At 57.7% G+C, this 14,665-nt stretch carries 11 protein-coding genes; 5 read left to right on the forward strand and 6 right to left on the reverse strand.

What is annotated here, in order from left to right:
- Positions 1-83: 83 nt before the first annotated feature.
- On the forward strand, positions 84-1,751 hold the full coding sequence (locus OIU93_RS03845) for a TIGR02391 family protein (RefSeq protein ID WP_264268756.1): 1,668 nt from the start codon (positions 84-86) through the stop codon (positions 1,749-1,751).
- A gap of 448 nt (positions 1,752-2,199) precedes the next feature.
- Here OIU93_RS03845 and OIU93_RS03850 read toward each other — a convergent pair whose 3' ends face one another.
- The 3 genes from OIU93_RS03850 to OIU93_RS03860 form a co-directional block, all read right to left on the reverse strand.
- Positions 2,200-2,595, reverse strand: a complete 396-nt coding sequence (locus tag OIU93_RS03850; RefSeq protein ID WP_264268757.1) for an integrase core domain-containing protein — start codon at positions 2,593-2,595, stop codon at positions 2,200-2,202.
- Between the two features lie 146 nt (positions 2,596-2,741).
- On the reverse strand, positions 2,742-4,661 hold the full coding sequence (locus OIU93_RS03855) for a hypothetical protein (RefSeq protein WP_264268758.1): 1,920 nt from the start codon (positions 4,659-4,661) through the stop codon (positions 2,742-2,744).
- Positions 4,662-5,092: 431 nt separating this feature from the next.
- The gene (locus tag OIU93_RS03860) at positions 5,093-5,809 is read right to left on the reverse strand and encodes a hypothetical protein (protein WP_264268759.1); all 717 of its coding nucleotides are present in this window, start codon (positions 5,807-5,809) and stop codon (positions 5,093-5,095) included.
- A gap of 493 nt (positions 5,810-6,302) precedes the next feature.
- Here OIU93_RS03860 and OIU93_RS03865 point away from each other — a divergent pair, with 493 nt between their 5' ends.
- The gene (locus OIU93_RS03865) at positions 6,303-7,613 is read left to right on the forward strand and encodes an amidohydrolase family protein (RefSeq protein WP_264268760.1); all 1,311 of its coding nucleotides are present in this window, start codon (positions 6,303-6,305) and stop codon (positions 7,611-7,613) included.
- Positions 7,614-7,792: 179 nt separating this feature from the next.
- Here the strand turns inward: OIU93_RS03865 and fahA are convergent, their stop codons facing one another.
- From fahA to OIU93_RS03880, 3 genes are all read right to left on the reverse strand, one after another.
- On the reverse strand, positions 7,793-9,025 hold the full coding sequence (gene fahA, locus OIU93_RS03870) for a fumarylacetoacetase (protein ID WP_264268761.1): 1,233 nt from the start codon (positions 9,023-9,025) through the stop codon (positions 7,793-7,795).
- The gene (locus OIU93_RS03875) at positions 9,022-9,801 is read right to left on the reverse strand and encodes a hypothetical protein (protein ID WP_264268762.1); all 780 of its coding nucleotides are present in this window, start codon (positions 9,799-9,801) and stop codon (positions 9,022-9,024) included. The genes fahA and OIU93_RS03875 overlap by 4 nt, the downstream gene beginning before the upstream one ends.
- Before the next feature lie 118 nt (positions 9,802-9,919).
- Positions 9,920-11,131, reverse strand: coding sequence for a homogentisate 1,2-dioxygenase (locus OIU93_RS03880; RefSeq protein ID WP_264268763.1), 1,212 nt, complete (start codon positions 11,129-11,131; stop codon positions 9,920-9,922).
- A 131-nt stretch (positions 11,132-11,262) separates the two neighbouring features.
- Here OIU93_RS03880 and OIU93_RS03885 point away from each other — a divergent pair, with 131 nt between their 5' ends.
- From OIU93_RS03885 to OIU93_RS03895, 3 genes are all read left to right on the forward strand, one after another.
- Positions 11,263-11,817: a MarR family winged helix-turn-helix transcriptional regulator gene (locus OIU93_RS03885; protein ID WP_264268764.1), complete on the forward strand. Its 555-nt coding sequence runs from the start codon at positions 11,263-11,265 to the stop codon at positions 11,815-11,817.
- A 95-nt stretch (positions 11,818-11,912) separates the two neighbouring features.
- Complete coding sequence (locus OIU93_RS03890; RefSeq protein ID WP_264268765.1) at positions 11,913-12,875, forward strand: MBL fold metallo-hydrolase; 963 nt, start codon at positions 11,913-11,915, stop codon at positions 12,873-12,875.
- Between the two features lie 125 nt (positions 12,876-13,000).
- Complete coding sequence (locus OIU93_RS03895; protein WP_264268766.1) at positions 13,001-14,635, forward strand: FAD-dependent monooxygenase; 1,635 nt, start codon at positions 13,001-13,003, stop codon at positions 14,633-14,635.
- Positions 14,636-14,665: the final 30 nt, after the last annotated feature.

Below are 14,665 nucleotides of genomic sequence, written 5' to 3' on the forward strand. Positions count from 1 at the left end.
AATGGAATGACCGCATTTATCCTGGCAAGGATGCTGCGTGAATATAGTCTTGTAGTTGTTGTCGCGAATAATGAGGAAAATTTATGTCTGCCGAATTGACGCTCTCCTTTGAAGCGCGAACGATCGAACACCTCGGGTTGCAGATGTATTCACAACTCCCGGCGGCTCTGGCTGAGTTGATCGCCAATGCCTATGACGCTGATGCCGGGGAAGTCGTAGTCTCCATCGAGAAGGATGGAGAGACAGGAGATGAATATATTGCTGTCACCGACGATGGTCATGGCATGTCGCGGGATGACCTCAACGACAAATACCTGAGAATAGGTCGAAATCGAAGGGCACCCGAAGAAGCTGGTTTGTTGAGCGAAAGTGGGTTTCGTAAGGTCTCAGGCAAAAAGGGCATCGGAAAGTTGGCGCTCTTCGGTATTGGTCGACTGATATTTGTTTCGACTACTCGTCGTGGTGTCGCTTCACGTATTGATGTCGTGCTCGACTGGAACGACATGATGTCATTGGGTGGTGGTGACTACCATCCGATGGCAACAGAACGGAAGGCCGAAGACGATGATCACGGGACCCGGATTGAAATTCGCGACTTGACGCGAACAAGCCCTGTGTCACTCGATAATTTGGCAAAGAGTCTTTCCCGGCTCTTCAACTACACAGGCAACTTTGATTTATTCATCGAGAAGGGAAAGAGTCGGAAGAATGTTACGCGTGACCTTCGGTTCGACGACGACGACATCCAGTTTACTTGGCGAATCCCAGATAACTTGCCTATAGATGACGAAGCCCGTCGGTTCTTCCAAAGCAAGGGGATCAGGGGCGTCGTCTACGGGACAAAGGCCACGCAAAAGGATGACAACCGTGGTGTGATTGTCTTTGTGAGCGGCCGCAGAGCCAATGCTGCAGGATTTTATGGGGCCTCCGAGTCAAGCTATGCTTTTTCGTATTTGTCAGGAACCTTAGAAGCTGATTATCTCGACGACCTAGCTACGGACGTTATTTCCAGTGACCGGGCTTCCATCAACTGGGATGTGCCAGCAACACTTGAACTAAAACGACACTTAGTTCAGACACTTACATGGATCTCACGCGACTGGCGCCGCCAACGCGACGAGGCAAAAGCAAGTCGGGTGCAGCGTCGAACGGGACGCGATTTTTCACAGTGGACCTCAAAACAGCGCGATGGCGACGGCGGGCGTTTGCACGAACTGTTGGGTAAAATCGTGTCCTCGGAGGTCGAAATGCCTGAGTCAGTCCTCGATAGTATTCTCAACAGTGTGGAAGCACTCATCCCAGAGTATGCCAGGCTACACTGGCGCCACCTTCATGAAAAAGTACGGGACGCAGCTGAGAGTGACTACCAGCGCGGTGACTATCTTAGAGCTCTTGACGAGGCCATGAAGAGCTACTCGGCAGCAGTGCGCTTGAAATCAATGGTAAATGCCAGCCAGGACTCGGCGATCATGAGCGCGGCGTTTGCGGGAAATAATGCAGCTTTAGACGTTGCTGCTGTCTTCAGTCGGTCCGCTGGTCATGGTGTGCTTACTGAGGAAACGCTCACCAGTGTGCGAGAAGGGCAGCATTTCCTTTCCAAAGGTTCCGTGGCAGCTTTCAGAAACCCCGCAGCACACAACCAACGTTCGATCTTGCAGGACACTCAGCTACTTACTGACAGCGACTGCCTAGACATGTTGAGTCTCGTATCTCACCTTTGGCGCCGGCTCGACGGTGCTGATGTGGTCTAATGATCGCCTGATCGGGAGTCTCCGACCCCTCCACCATCGCCGGAGATGCGGTGATTCGGGTCGAAAATGACTTGGTTAACCCCGCAACGTGCCGACACCCGATAAGATCGTTTTGGACTGAAACTTAGGAATCATGCGCTGATGTTGATAGACACCCCTACACAGCCAATGATGCTCGACCTCGACATGAACATCTGGGTGGACCTCGCAGTAGGATGCGCCAATGGGGACCAGCGTTGTGAAAATATTCGGGCGGCGCTCCAAGAAGATGTAGATCGTTGAAGGATTATTGTTCCGCTATCTACAGCGAACTATTTAGAACTTTGACACCGGAACAACAAAGAATCGCGGGAGGATATTGGAACGCTGACGCGTGACTTATCGAAGTATTCGACGATTTCTTCAACATATGCAGTGCGGCGCCAAGAAGTATGAACCGTCCCGGAAATCATGCCGCCGTTTTGTGGGCGGCAGCGTGGAGTAACGAGCCGGAATTTTCATCATAGTAGATCCGCTCAAATTCCTCCGGAGTCTGGTGACCCAAAGACGAATGCAAGCGGGCGTTGTTGTACCAATGGACCGAGTCGAAGACGACCTCAACAACGTCGGATTCGGTCTTCAACGCACCGCTGCGGAAGGGCGAATGCTTGGCCACGGCCTCGTTCTTGAACAAGCCCATCACAGTCTCCGCAGCGGCATTATCGTACACCCCGGTCTTGCCTGCCAATCGATTGCCGCACCCCGGATGCCAAATAGCTGTCTGACTGCCAAATAGCGCCAGTGGGTACTTCTGTTCCGGCTTGTTGGTGAGTAATCTCGCTACATCGTGGACACTGAATCTCATGGCTTCGTGGACACACGATCTCAGCAGTGCTAGTGTGCGAGTGTGTGCTGAAGCGGTAACGCCTGTGGGCATCGGAACGCTCCTGTTGCCCGGTCCGACTTCCCGGTGAACCTAATCCGTCATGTGAGAAATATTCACAAATTTGATCAATTTGTCTTTGTATTAGTTAAATGACGACCCAGATAGCCGATGTAAATTTTGCCGTTTTTGTGAAAATCGTCATAGATATGCATTCGAGGGGCAAACGTATCTGAATGAGTAGGTTTAAAATGCGCATACATCAATCTCTTTCGACTAGGATCCGCAGTTGCTGGAACGGGAAAAGCTCTTTCGGCGCTCCATGCCGAGTTTTGCTGGACGCTGGTGCTTTCTGTGGAGGCGAATCTTTTCGGATCACATTTGCGGCCGGCCGCAGAGTCGTCGGTAAGGTACATGTAGATCCCACCCGAGAATGAACCGGATTCTCGTGCGATGCAGTAATCACGCAGTACCAAAAGGTACTCCCAAAATGCTTCAGCATAGCGGCCGACAACGTCATATGCTTCCAGCGTCAGGGCTTTCTCAAGATCACCAGTAAACACGATGTATTTCGAGAGTGTGATTTCGCTTTCCAGCCGATCAAGTAGATCAGAGATCGAGGAAGGCGGTTCGTCGAGGCCGCTTCCTTCTGGATCGACGAGCCGACCGAACTCTTTTAGCTCTTTGAGCTGCTCGCCTCGATACTCCGAGAGGCGACTTGCTTTGCGGCGTTGACCTTCGGCAATTGCTAGGTCAAGTTCGAGAACGTCTAGCTGCTTTTGTAAAGTGCTGACTGTGTCTTGCTCTCGATGAAGCTTTTCTAAGAGGTCAGAGAGGCCTCGATTGCTTGAGTCAAATCTTTGTCGAAGGAGATGGAAATATTTCGTGAACTGCCCCACAGTTCCTTCGGAGACCACTTCAGTTCCAAGTGTCGTTTTGAATAGCTCAGCAAGTTTTTTAACCCACGTATTTGGTGCTGGCGCGCTCTCTCGAGGCGCTGCGTTTGGCAGATGCGGTACCAAAACATCGGAAGCGACAGGACGTTGGTCGGAACGTGATTCGCCGATATTCTCGGATATCGGAGCGCTCTCTGATAGCGACGCCTCGTTCTGATTTGGAAAAGCTGTTTCAATTTCGGTGCGTTCTAGTACTCGCATAGTCCGCAAGACTTCAGAGGGCAGGGGCTGATCTAGAAGCCTCCGGCGTGAGGAAGTCGCGTGAGCTGTCAGCAATGAACGCCTGACGCGTTGGCCCTTGTCAATGGAAGAAGCAAATGATCGAGCGGTTAATATTCTGTGCCGTTGAGAGTCTTCAAGGTCGTTAGGAACGGCGCCGGGCAGAAAAGTCCGGACGGAACCTGACGCGACCGCGTGTGCAGGTCCGAGCAGCTTGTTGAGGGCTTCATTCGCCGGGGCCGTCAAAACAAATGCTGAAGCTGTCCCAGCGCTCTTGCTCAAGAGCTTTTCGATTAGGGCAGCCCAAGCGTCCATTGGAGCCCCTGGTAGAGCTCCTGCGACGACTATGGAAGTATTCCGCTGTGCGTCTTCGAGAGCATGCATGAGACTTTCCACCTCGTCGTCATGGACGACCTGTGGGCGAGATCGAAGATGAAGATCCGAGTGATAATCCATGGCGTCCACAGAATCAATGATTTGCTTGATTATTCGGGGTGGATCGGTTCGTTCGCTCGCTGGCCGTTTATCGTTGACGGAATCATTATCGACCTCGACGACAATGACTTGCTGCGCGTTCTTCGAATGTGGGGACGAATGTGCCGTTACTGCTACTCGCCAAATCCCAGCCGTATTTTTTTCAATGAAGCGGAGCAGCTGACGATTCGTGCCATCCTCACCCGAGTGGGTGACCACGGTGAGCGTAGCCTGAAGTCCCAGTGAATGTACGCCTGGTCCCGACCAGTCATAGGAAGTCAGTTCGCCACGTGCGGTCGTTTGCTTACTTTTCAGCCATTCACGCATCTGCGCTTCCGCGATCTCGACCGCGTTCTCGCTAGAGCCCAGCCGTATTATCGATCGATATCCAAGGGCCACAATTTTCTCCTCTATGCCAGTCAGTCGAGCCAATATTGCTGGATTTAGATAATATCGAATTGTCGGATATTTTTCTCATAATCTTGGATTTGAACAAGTACTCACATGCAGGACAGGAGGCTCTTCCGGTGGGTGGGTGGTGAGGTCTTGGACATATCCGGTCCAGTTGTAGGTGGAACGCGCTTCATGAACTTCCTATCCATACCTTTTGAGGGACCCGTGGCCCTCACTTTTTGCTGGGGTTTGTGCTTACCTAATTCGGTCCACAGCCGGCCAATAGCTACTCTGAGGCGTGACGAATAGCGATTTTGCTGGCGAACTGGCTCGTGTAATCAGACTGCGGCAGAAGAAGATCCCTTGTCACGAAAAGCGCAGTCGGTTTTTAGCCTCCATAATTGGGCGATCCATTTTCGATTGAGACCAACGCTGAGTCAGCGGTTCCAAAGGTTGCCTCGATGTTGCTGAATGAGAGTCTTTTCCAGCTCCACTGCTTCTGATTTCGTGGGTACTGTTTGCCACCGGATTTCGAGCTCCGCATGGTCAATGGCTAGTCGCGCCAGTTCCTTGGTGCGTCTTGATCGTCCCGCCAACGTTTCCTCAAGACGTGCCCTCATCCAGTCAGCATCTGCAAAAGCTCTGTCGAACGCGTGTTCACCGAGACCGGACATTGCGCCCTTTCCGGAAGCATAGATTGCGAGGCGACCCCGCAACCCGTTGCCGCTTCGTTCGCCTGCCGCACCAATATAGATCGGACCATTTTGGGGATGGTTGGCGGATCGAAACATGTACACCCCAGGAAAACGTGGTGCAGCCTGCAGGGCTTGATGAAATGATGTCCAGGCTGACCAAATACGATGCTCGATCAAGCCGACCGGAGCATCTCGAGGAATTCGGATCATCGATTCCTTTTGGTCAAGTTCAATGGGCTGGTTGCGGTTCGGTGTGGTTGTTCTTGGAGGCATGGTTATTCCCCGCGCTGTCGCAAGTTGCTCAACGTAGTGAGCCTTGAGGTACCAGTTTCCGCCCGGCTTCGGTGGTACTTGTCGAGCTCCCAACGGCCGTCTGGTGCGCAGGCTCTGCCTGAGAGTCTTGGCACTGATCTGCAGAATTGTGGCAGCCTCTTCGGCCGTGAATTCGAAGTCTTCCATGACTCATTCTGACGTACGGGAATCGCGAGTGTTGGTACGGCGTGCAGACACGACATTTGTGACTGTCCGTGTCCGTGTCCGTCGGGCTTCTGCCGTGCGAGTTGGGAAACCAGGACGAAGCGCGAAACCACTGTTTCCCCCTACCCCGACCAGCGCCACGGAAAGCTGCGGCACGGGTGTCGCTTTTCGCGCGCACTTATATCTCCAAACGCGCAGCTCGCTAAGACGTTGGGCGGAATCACTTGCTCCGTGCCGTCTTCCCCGGCGAATCGCCCCTTGTCATCAATTGTTTAGCTGCGCGATGGCCAATGTGACGCGTGCGGGGCAGCTGGGAATCAAACGCAATGACCTAAAGGTGGTCTGGAGTGATGCGAGTTACGGTTAGGGCCCAGTGAGCTCTCGGCTTCATTCCCGTGACATGCGGTGGCGGCGAGGCCACCGGTACCGAGTGAGGAAAATGCCTATGTGCTTGCACGATCATGAATCAACTCCAATGCCCGATTCTTCCGTCGGTCGTCGGGGAGTCCTGGCCTCTGCGGCGGCGCTCGCCGGTCTGGTCGGGCTGGGAGCCGTCTCATCCCTCGCCGCTGCCCCGGCGGCCGCGGCGGCGGAGCAGCGGCGTAACGCGGCATCGAACTACCACGGTTCCCCTTCCGCATTCGAGCCCATGATTATCGAGGGCGGCACGCTCATCGATCCGGCGACGGGCGACGCCATCCAGGACGCCGTCGTTGTCCTGGACCGGGGGAGGGTTCTCGCTGCCGGTAGTCGCGATGCGACTTCCCGGGCGGTGCGCAGCGTGGCCGCGACGGCCCGGCGCATCGACGCCGGCGGGCGTTTCATCCTCCCCGGCCTGGTCGATGCCCACGTGCACAACAACACGCTGGAGGACGCCCGGCTGGTCCTCAGCCATGGGGCAACGACGGTACGCAGCGGATCGTCGAGCTTCTACCAGGACATCGCATTGGCGGCGCTCCCAGAATGGGCGCCGGGGCTGGCGCCGCGCATGCATGCGGCCGGGCTGTTCGTCTCCCCGCAGCTTGGTGATTCGGTTCTCGCGGATCCCGCACTCGTTCCGCTGGCCGGGTTGAAGCAAGGCCTGCATGATCCGCGCGACCTGGCCTATCTCACGCGCGTAAACATCGAGCGCGGCGCGAACGTCATCAAGACCCGTGCGAATCCCCGGGCTGGAATGGCCGAACAGGATCCACTCGAGCTTGTTTACGATCGCGAACAGCTTGCGTCAATCGTCGCTGCCGCGCGCGGCGCCGGGGTGCTCTGCCACGCATACAGTGCAGAGGGAATTGCCGGGGCGGTGGCCGCCGGAGTCCGCAGCATCGAACACGGAGTCTTCGTTTCGGAGCGGACCCTGGCGCAGATGGCCCGACGCGGAACCTACTTCACGTCGACCTTGACGGGAGTCGCCGACATGAGCGGATCGTCCAATCCCGTGCTGGCCGAACGCGGCCGCGAATACACGCCGGTGCTGCAGGCAGCAATCCGGGCGGCGGCTGAAGCCGGCGTGCGGGTGGTAGCCGGGACGGACGCGTTCGGAACCGATGTCATTCCCATTGGCACGGAGGCCTGGATCTTGCAGGAGGCCGGGCTCACGGCCCTGCAGGCCTTGCAATCGGTGACCACCAACGCCGCCAGCCTATTGGGTATGGAAGGCGAGGTCGGCCGCCTGGTCCGGGGAGCCCTGCCCGACGTTGTGCTGCTGGAGGCCAATCCACTTGAATCCGCGGCGGCACTGGAGCGCGTGAGCACCATCATCGCCCAGGGCCGCGTGGTCGGCGAGGAGTAACCTGAGGGCGCCGAAATCGACGAAGCTGCCAGCGCCCGGACCCGGGCGCTGGCAGCTTCGCGTGTACGCCCAGCGTTTGCATTTGCCTGGAGGTGAAAGTCCGCTGAAGGAGAAGGCGGTTCAACTTCCATGGACGATTCCGATACTGCGGTTTTAGGAAGGTGGGATACTCGCCGGTCCTAGCTAGCCGGGTGTATTGTGCCGGTGCAATCGCCGAGCCTAATGAAGGTGCCGTCCTTGGTGCCAGCCGTAGCCCGAAGGGTCACCGTATCCCCGTCCCTGAGGAACGTGAACGCGCTTCCGTCTGCCAAGGCCAGGGGCTCTTCTCCGCCCCATGACAGTTCCAGGAACGAGCCGCGCTCGTTCTTTTCGGGGCCGGAAATTGTTCCCCCGGCAAAGAAATCGCCGGGACGCAGGGTCGCCCCGTTGACCGTCATGTGGGCGAGCATCTGTGCGGCAGTCCAGTAGGTGCTCGCAAACGGAGGCCGGGCCACCGTTTCCCCGTTGAGGATGACTTCGATCTGAATCTCGAAGCCCCAGGGCTTCAGGTCTGCATCGTCGAGGTAATCGGCCAGAGTCGTGTCACGGGCGGGGGGAGCCGTTCGCGCGAACTCCAGGGCTGCAAGGGGTGTCACCCATGGTGAGATCGACGTTGCGAAGGATTTTCCGAGGTTGGGACCCAGCGGAACGTATTCGAAGGCCTGGATGTCTCTTGCCGACCAGTCGTTGGTCAGGGTCAAGCCGAAGATGTGATTGTCTGCCTGCTCCAGCTTGACCTCTCCGGACGGTGCGCTTCCGCCGAGGACGAAACCAATCTCGGCTTCGATGTCCAGTCGACGTGAACCACCGAATGATGGAGCGGCGTCGGTCTCCGGCCGTATGCCCTTGGGACGCGGGATCGGTGTGTTGGAGGGGTATATGGAACCCGAACGGCCGTGGTAGCCGATGGGCAAGTGCTTCCAGTTCGGAGTCAGTGGTGGCTGGGTCGGACGGAAGATGCGTCCGACGTTCGTTGCGTGGTGTTCGTTTCCGTAGAAATCGACGTAGTCACCAACAGTAAAAGGCATGTGCAGCTGGACGTCGCTGACCGCGTAAGCGTTCATTAACAGTTCCTTTGCATGCTCGGGGTCTCCGAGGACATCCTGCAGGCTTTGCCTTAGCTCGGACCAGACTTCGTGTCCGGCTGCCAGCAGCGCATTGAGGTTGCCGGCTGCTGAAGCCGCGGTGGCTTCCGGTGAGACTGTCCCGGCACGTTCAAGGATGGCGGCCACGGCATAGACATTGTCTCCGAAGCGGATTCCCAGCTGTGCCGGTGCGGAGCCAGATGCCGAAAATGAAGCATAGGGGAGGTGGTCCAGTCCGAAGCCGTCGGATTCGGTTCGGGGGGAATTTTGGTTCAGTGTTGGCATCATTGGCTTGCTCCTCTTGACGCTAGTTTCGAGTTGTTTCTGTTGTCGTCGAGCATCCAGGCTCGTGTCAGTCCCAGATCGATTAGTGACTCGATTGGTTCCGCGATGCTGCATGTTCCAAATGATTCGAAGTGGGTGCGCCACGCTCCCGACGGGATCGCGGGGATGCGTTGTGCAATTTCGCTAGGGTCTTCGATTTCAAGAATCTCCGCTAGCTCATGCACCGATGCTTGTTGGCGTGCCGCCTCGCTGGCGAGCGCAATATTGAGAAATCCATGGTGGGTGAAGCCCGTTGCCGGATTTGTATGGCGGGATGCCTGGTGGAGACCTGCGGTGAGCTTGAAAGGTACTCGGAGCTGCACCGCACGTGAAATGACGTACGCCAAATCTTGGGGGGTGGGGAACAGCTGAGCTTCAAGTCCCCCCGTACGGTATTTCAGTTTGACTGCGCTGCCTTCGAGCAATTCGAGGGCACCTTCCTTGATCTGGTCGATGTCCAGTTCGATGTAGCGATGGACTTCTAGTTCGGCTCCAAGAAGTTCCGCTGCTTCCTTACGCCACCCGGAACGACTTGTCTTCAACTCCAGGCTGACGATGCTGATCCCCGGAAGTGTTTGGCGGCAGGTTTCCAGTGCCTCACCGAGCTGTCCATCCGGGATGATCAGCCCGATTTCCAAGGGGTGCTGCCGGAGGTCAAGTCCAAGATCAATGGCTGAATGCAGCGCATGGGTGTGAGCCTCCGCAACCTGGTCCAGGCGCAGCAGAAGTGGGCCGACCATGGGGTGATCTTGTTGCGCACGCCTCGACAGGTGGTCTTGTACGGCCCGCCTCAGGGGAGCGAGCCCAGGTGGAAAGACCGCCGCGTCGTCGAAGAAACCCAGCAGGCCGCGCTTCACATCACTTCCCATTGAGCCAGCGCCCTCCGGTCCAGGACGACGCGTAGATCCCGTCGTCCGAGGCCAATGCGGCTTCTCCCAAATCAAGGGGGCGGAAGGTGTCCACCATGACACCTAGCTCGTCGAAGTAGTCCTTGCCGAGGCTCCCTTCAATGGCGCCGGGCTGTGGTCCGTGGGCGTGCCCGCCCGGGTGCACCGACACCGAGCCCACTCCGATGCCCGACCCCTTGCGGGCCTCGTAGTCGCCGCCGACGTAGAACATGATTTCATCGGAGTCCACGTTGGAGTGGTAGTAGGGGACGGGGATCGACTCAGGGTGATAATCGACCTTGCGTGGGACGAAGTTGCACACCACGAAGTTGTTTCCCTCAAAGACCTGGTGAACCGGTGGCGGCTGGTGCACCTTGCCGGTGATGGGCATGTAGTCATTGATGTTGAAGATGTAGGGGTAGAGGCACCCGTCCCATCCCACAACGTCAAAGGGGTGCTCCGGTACCGTGTGGATCGTCCCGGAGAGCCCGTTCGGACCGTTGCCGCGGTGTTTGATGTAGATATCCACGTCCTGTTCCTGAACGAATAGGGGCTTGTCCGGACCCCGGAGGTCGCGCTCACAGTACGGAGCATGTTCCAGAAGCTGGCCATGCTTCGAAAGGTACTGGCGGGCGGGTCCGATGTGGCTGCTGGCTTCGATGAAGTACAGGCGCGCATCCGAGCCCTCGGGGATGACCCAGCGGTGCGTTGTGGCGCGGGGAATGATCGCGTAGTCGCCTTCCGACACGGGAAGAGATCCAAAAACCGTCTCGAGTGTTGCCGAGCCGGATTCGACATAGACGCATTCGTCCCCGACCGCGTTGCGATACAACGGCGAGGTCTTTGCTATCCAGGCATAGCTGATTCGAACGTCACTGTTGCCGAGCAGAAGCCGGCGGCTCGTGACTGCGTCGGAGTTCTGGGCCTCGGAACTTGTGAACAAGTCGTGCAGCTTCAAGTGTCGCGGGATGAGCGGGGCGTTGGGAACCAACGACTGATCCGGCAGGTCCCATATGCGTGCGCCAACCAGAGCGGATGGAATGTGGCGGTGGTAGAGCAATGAGGAATCCGAGGAGAACCCTTCCTCTCCCATGAGCTCCTCATAGAGCAGGTCACCGGACGCGGAGCGAAACACCGTGTGTCGGGTTCGTGGAACGGAACCAACTTGGCGGTAGAAGGCCACTGGCACTCCTTAGGTTGCGGAGGAATCGAATGACTCAATAGTACATGCTTATACAAATAATGCGACCAGGGTCACGCGGTCGAATCTTTCCACAAACGGAGGCCCGTGGGTTTGGGCGGTAGATTGGCCCAATGACTGAAAGCAAGAAGCGCGAGCCGCAGCCAGGGATGAATCCAGCCGATTACTGGTCGTTCGCCGAGATGGCGGCCCGCCGCATTGCCGAGGAATTGGACGACATTGATTCCGTGGCGACAAAGCTGATCATCACGCTCAATCGCGCCGCCAACCTTGTCGTTTACGATCTCGAATCCACCGTCCATCGCCCGCGTGGAATGTCGTGGGCCGCGTTCCGGGTGCTGTTCGTCGTGTGGCTAGCGGGGCCCATTGAGTCGGGAAAGGCGGCGAAGTTCGCGGGAATGAGCCGCGCTGCCGTGTCAAACCTGACCAATACGCTCATTGGCAAGGAATACCTCGTCAAGGAGCCGTCGGAGGCGGACGGTAGGACAACGCTTCTGCGGTTGACTGAGGCGGGCGTGGAATATGCGCGGTCGGCCTTCGCTGAGCAGAATGCGCAAGAGGCGCGCTGGGCATCCACGCTCACCGATGTCGAGCAACAGCTGCTAGTCATGCTGCTCGAAAAGCTCATTTCCCAGCGAGGCAAGGCCGGCGCGAGGCTCCGAGACTAACGCGCCAAGGCAGGCATCGGACACTCTTTTCATTTGTGTATGACATGGGTTACAGTTGACCTCACTTTGTACATGGCTTAACGAAATGAGTGACGATGTCGGTGAAAGAGTTCGCGTCTACTGGCGACCTGGTCGAAAAGAAGCAGACCTTGGAAATCCTGGCGGGCGGGGTGTATGCCCTGACCGCCGAAGGCGACCCCAATATCGGAGCCATCGAGGGAGAAGACTTCGTCGTATGCTTTGAATCCCTTGCAACCCCCGTGGCCACCAGCAAGTGGATAGAGATGCTCAGGCAGCACACCTCCAAGCCGATTCGGTTTGTGGTGCTCTCCCACTACCACGCAGTCAGGGCCTTGGGGGCGTCGGCATTCGGAGCCCAAGCCGTCATCGCCCACGAGAACACGATGCGCCTCATCGAGGAACGCGGCCTGGAAGACTGGGAGAGCGAGTTTGCTCGGTTCCCGCGACTGGCGCAAAACGAAGAATCCATTCCTGGCTTGACCTTTCCCACCATCACGTTCAGCGATCGCCTGACCATCCCACTTGGTGGCGACCGTGGCGACCTGATACTTGAGCACGTCGGTCGAGGCCACACGGACGGCGATCTGGTTGCTTGGCTTCCACAACACAAGATCCTCTTTGCCGGCGACCTCATGGAGTCGGAGGCCGCGCTTTACACGGGTGACTCCTTCCACCTCGACTGGGCGGGCAAGACCTTGGATGCGGTCCAGAACTACGGAGCAGAACTCGTGATGGGCGGCCGCGGCCCTGTCATCCGAGGCTCCGACAATGTGGCCCAAGCCATCGCTCAGAGCCGATCCTTCCTGAAGACGATGATTCGGGAAACCACCAAGGCCAAGGATCTCGGCGGTGACCTGAAGCAGGCCTTCAACGCCTGCCATGCAGCCCTTGTGGCCGACTACGGCAAATGGCCGATTTTTGAACATTGCCTGCCGTTCAACGTCGCCAGGCTCTGGGAAGAACTCCACGGAGTCGACCGGCCGACGATCTGGACCCCCCAACGGGACCTCGAAATCTGGGCTCAACTACAAAGCTGAGCCACCCCCCTCGCCTGCCCAGACGCATTTTGGCAGCGCTTTTCCCTGGATCTTGACCCGACCAAATAAGCAGACGCCGTGGCGTCCACTTGGCAACAGAAAGACTTCTCATGACGAACACACAAGTGCTGGTGCTGGGCAACGGCCCAGTGGGCCAGACGACGGCATTACTTCTCGCAAAATGGGGAATCAATGTCACCATCCTGGACGAACGGAAACAGCGTGACGCCATAGGTTCCAAGGCAATTGCCCAGCACCGCGATGTACTTGATGTCTGGGAACACGTTGGCGCAGGAAATGCCATCGCCCGGGAAGGCCTGACCTGGAGCCGATCCCGTACCTACTATGGCTCCACCGAGATCTTCTGCGACACCTACTTTGAGAGCGCCGATTCGCCCTATCCCGCGTTCGTGAATCTTTCGCAGACTCGAACCGAGGAATTGCTGGACCTCAAAGTCACTGGCAATCCGTTCATAAGCGTGGCTTGGGACCAGACAGTCCGGGACTTGCAGCAGGACGACAGCGGGGTCCGGGTGACCGCATCCAGCGCCGACGGCAAGTTGCGGGAATTCTCCGCCGACTACGTTGTTGCTGCCTGTGGCGCACGGTCGGACGGCTTGCGGAAAGCTCTGGGAGTGACGCTCGAGGGCTCGACCTTTGATGACCGCTTCCTCATCTGCGACATCAAGGTGGATATGGAGGGGTGGGCCGGTGAACGCCGGTTCTACTTTGATCCGGAATGGAATCCCGGTCGCCAGGTACTGATCCACCCCTGCCCGGGATCCCAATTCAGAATCGACTGGCAGGTTCCCGCGGGATACGACCTGGAAAAGGACGAGGCCGACGGCGGTCTCGACCGCCGTATCCGGCAGATAGTCGGGGACGCGCCCTACGAAATCGTGTGGAAGTCCGTTTACCGTTTCCACTCGCGAGTACTTGACCGGATGCGAGTCGGCAAGGTGCTGATCGCCGGTGACATGGCGCATCTGGTCTCCCCGTTCGGCGGGCGTGGACTGAACTCCGGCATCGGTGACGCGGAGAATGCTGCCTGGAAACTTGCCTACCTGCTGCGAGGCTGGGCGGGGGAAGAGATCCTGGAGACCTATCACAGCGAACGGCGAGCCGCTGCGGTTGAAAATATTGCGGTGACCACCGAGACCATGGACTTCCTGGTTCCCCAGACGGAATCCCAGCGGGCCCATCGCGTAGACCTTCTCGAGCGGGCGCTGCGCAACCCCGACGAATGCAAGAACATCAATTCGGGGCGTCTCTTCGAACCCTTCTGGTACGCAGATTCGACGCTGACTACGCCGGATTCGGCACGCCCATTCCAGGGGCGTCCCCTCAAGGGGCAGATGCCCGAACCCGGGCCTGGCGTCATCACCCCCGACGCGGTTGTCACAGTTGACGGAAGCGAGTACCAGCTCCGCAGGTTGTTGCGCTCGGGAACGGTTCTGCTCCTTGGATCGGGTGTTGACGCGGAAGAAGTCCGGCAATCGATACCTTCGAACCAGAGCTCACCTGTCAGTGTGCTCGAACTGGCCAAAATCGATCCGTCGCAAGATCTGCAGTCTCGCCTCAAGGTCCGCCCCCGGGAGATTTGGGTGGTTCGCCCCGATGCGTACATTTCGGCGGTCTGCAGCGCTGATGACTTAGCCGGGCTAAACGTCGCGGTCCAGCGCTCACACAGCGGCGCGGGTGCCCAACCAGCCGTTCCAACTTCGCCTCTTTCACACGATGTGCCGGCCGCTGCCCGCTAGAACCGGTTCGCTTCATCACACCCAAATTTC

Source organism: Paeniglutamicibacter sp. ZC-3, assembly GCF_025847175.2.
Taxonomy (GTDB): Bacteria; Actinomycetota; Actinomycetes; order Actinomycetales; family Micrococcaceae; genus Paeniglutamicibacter; species Paeniglutamicibacter sulfureus.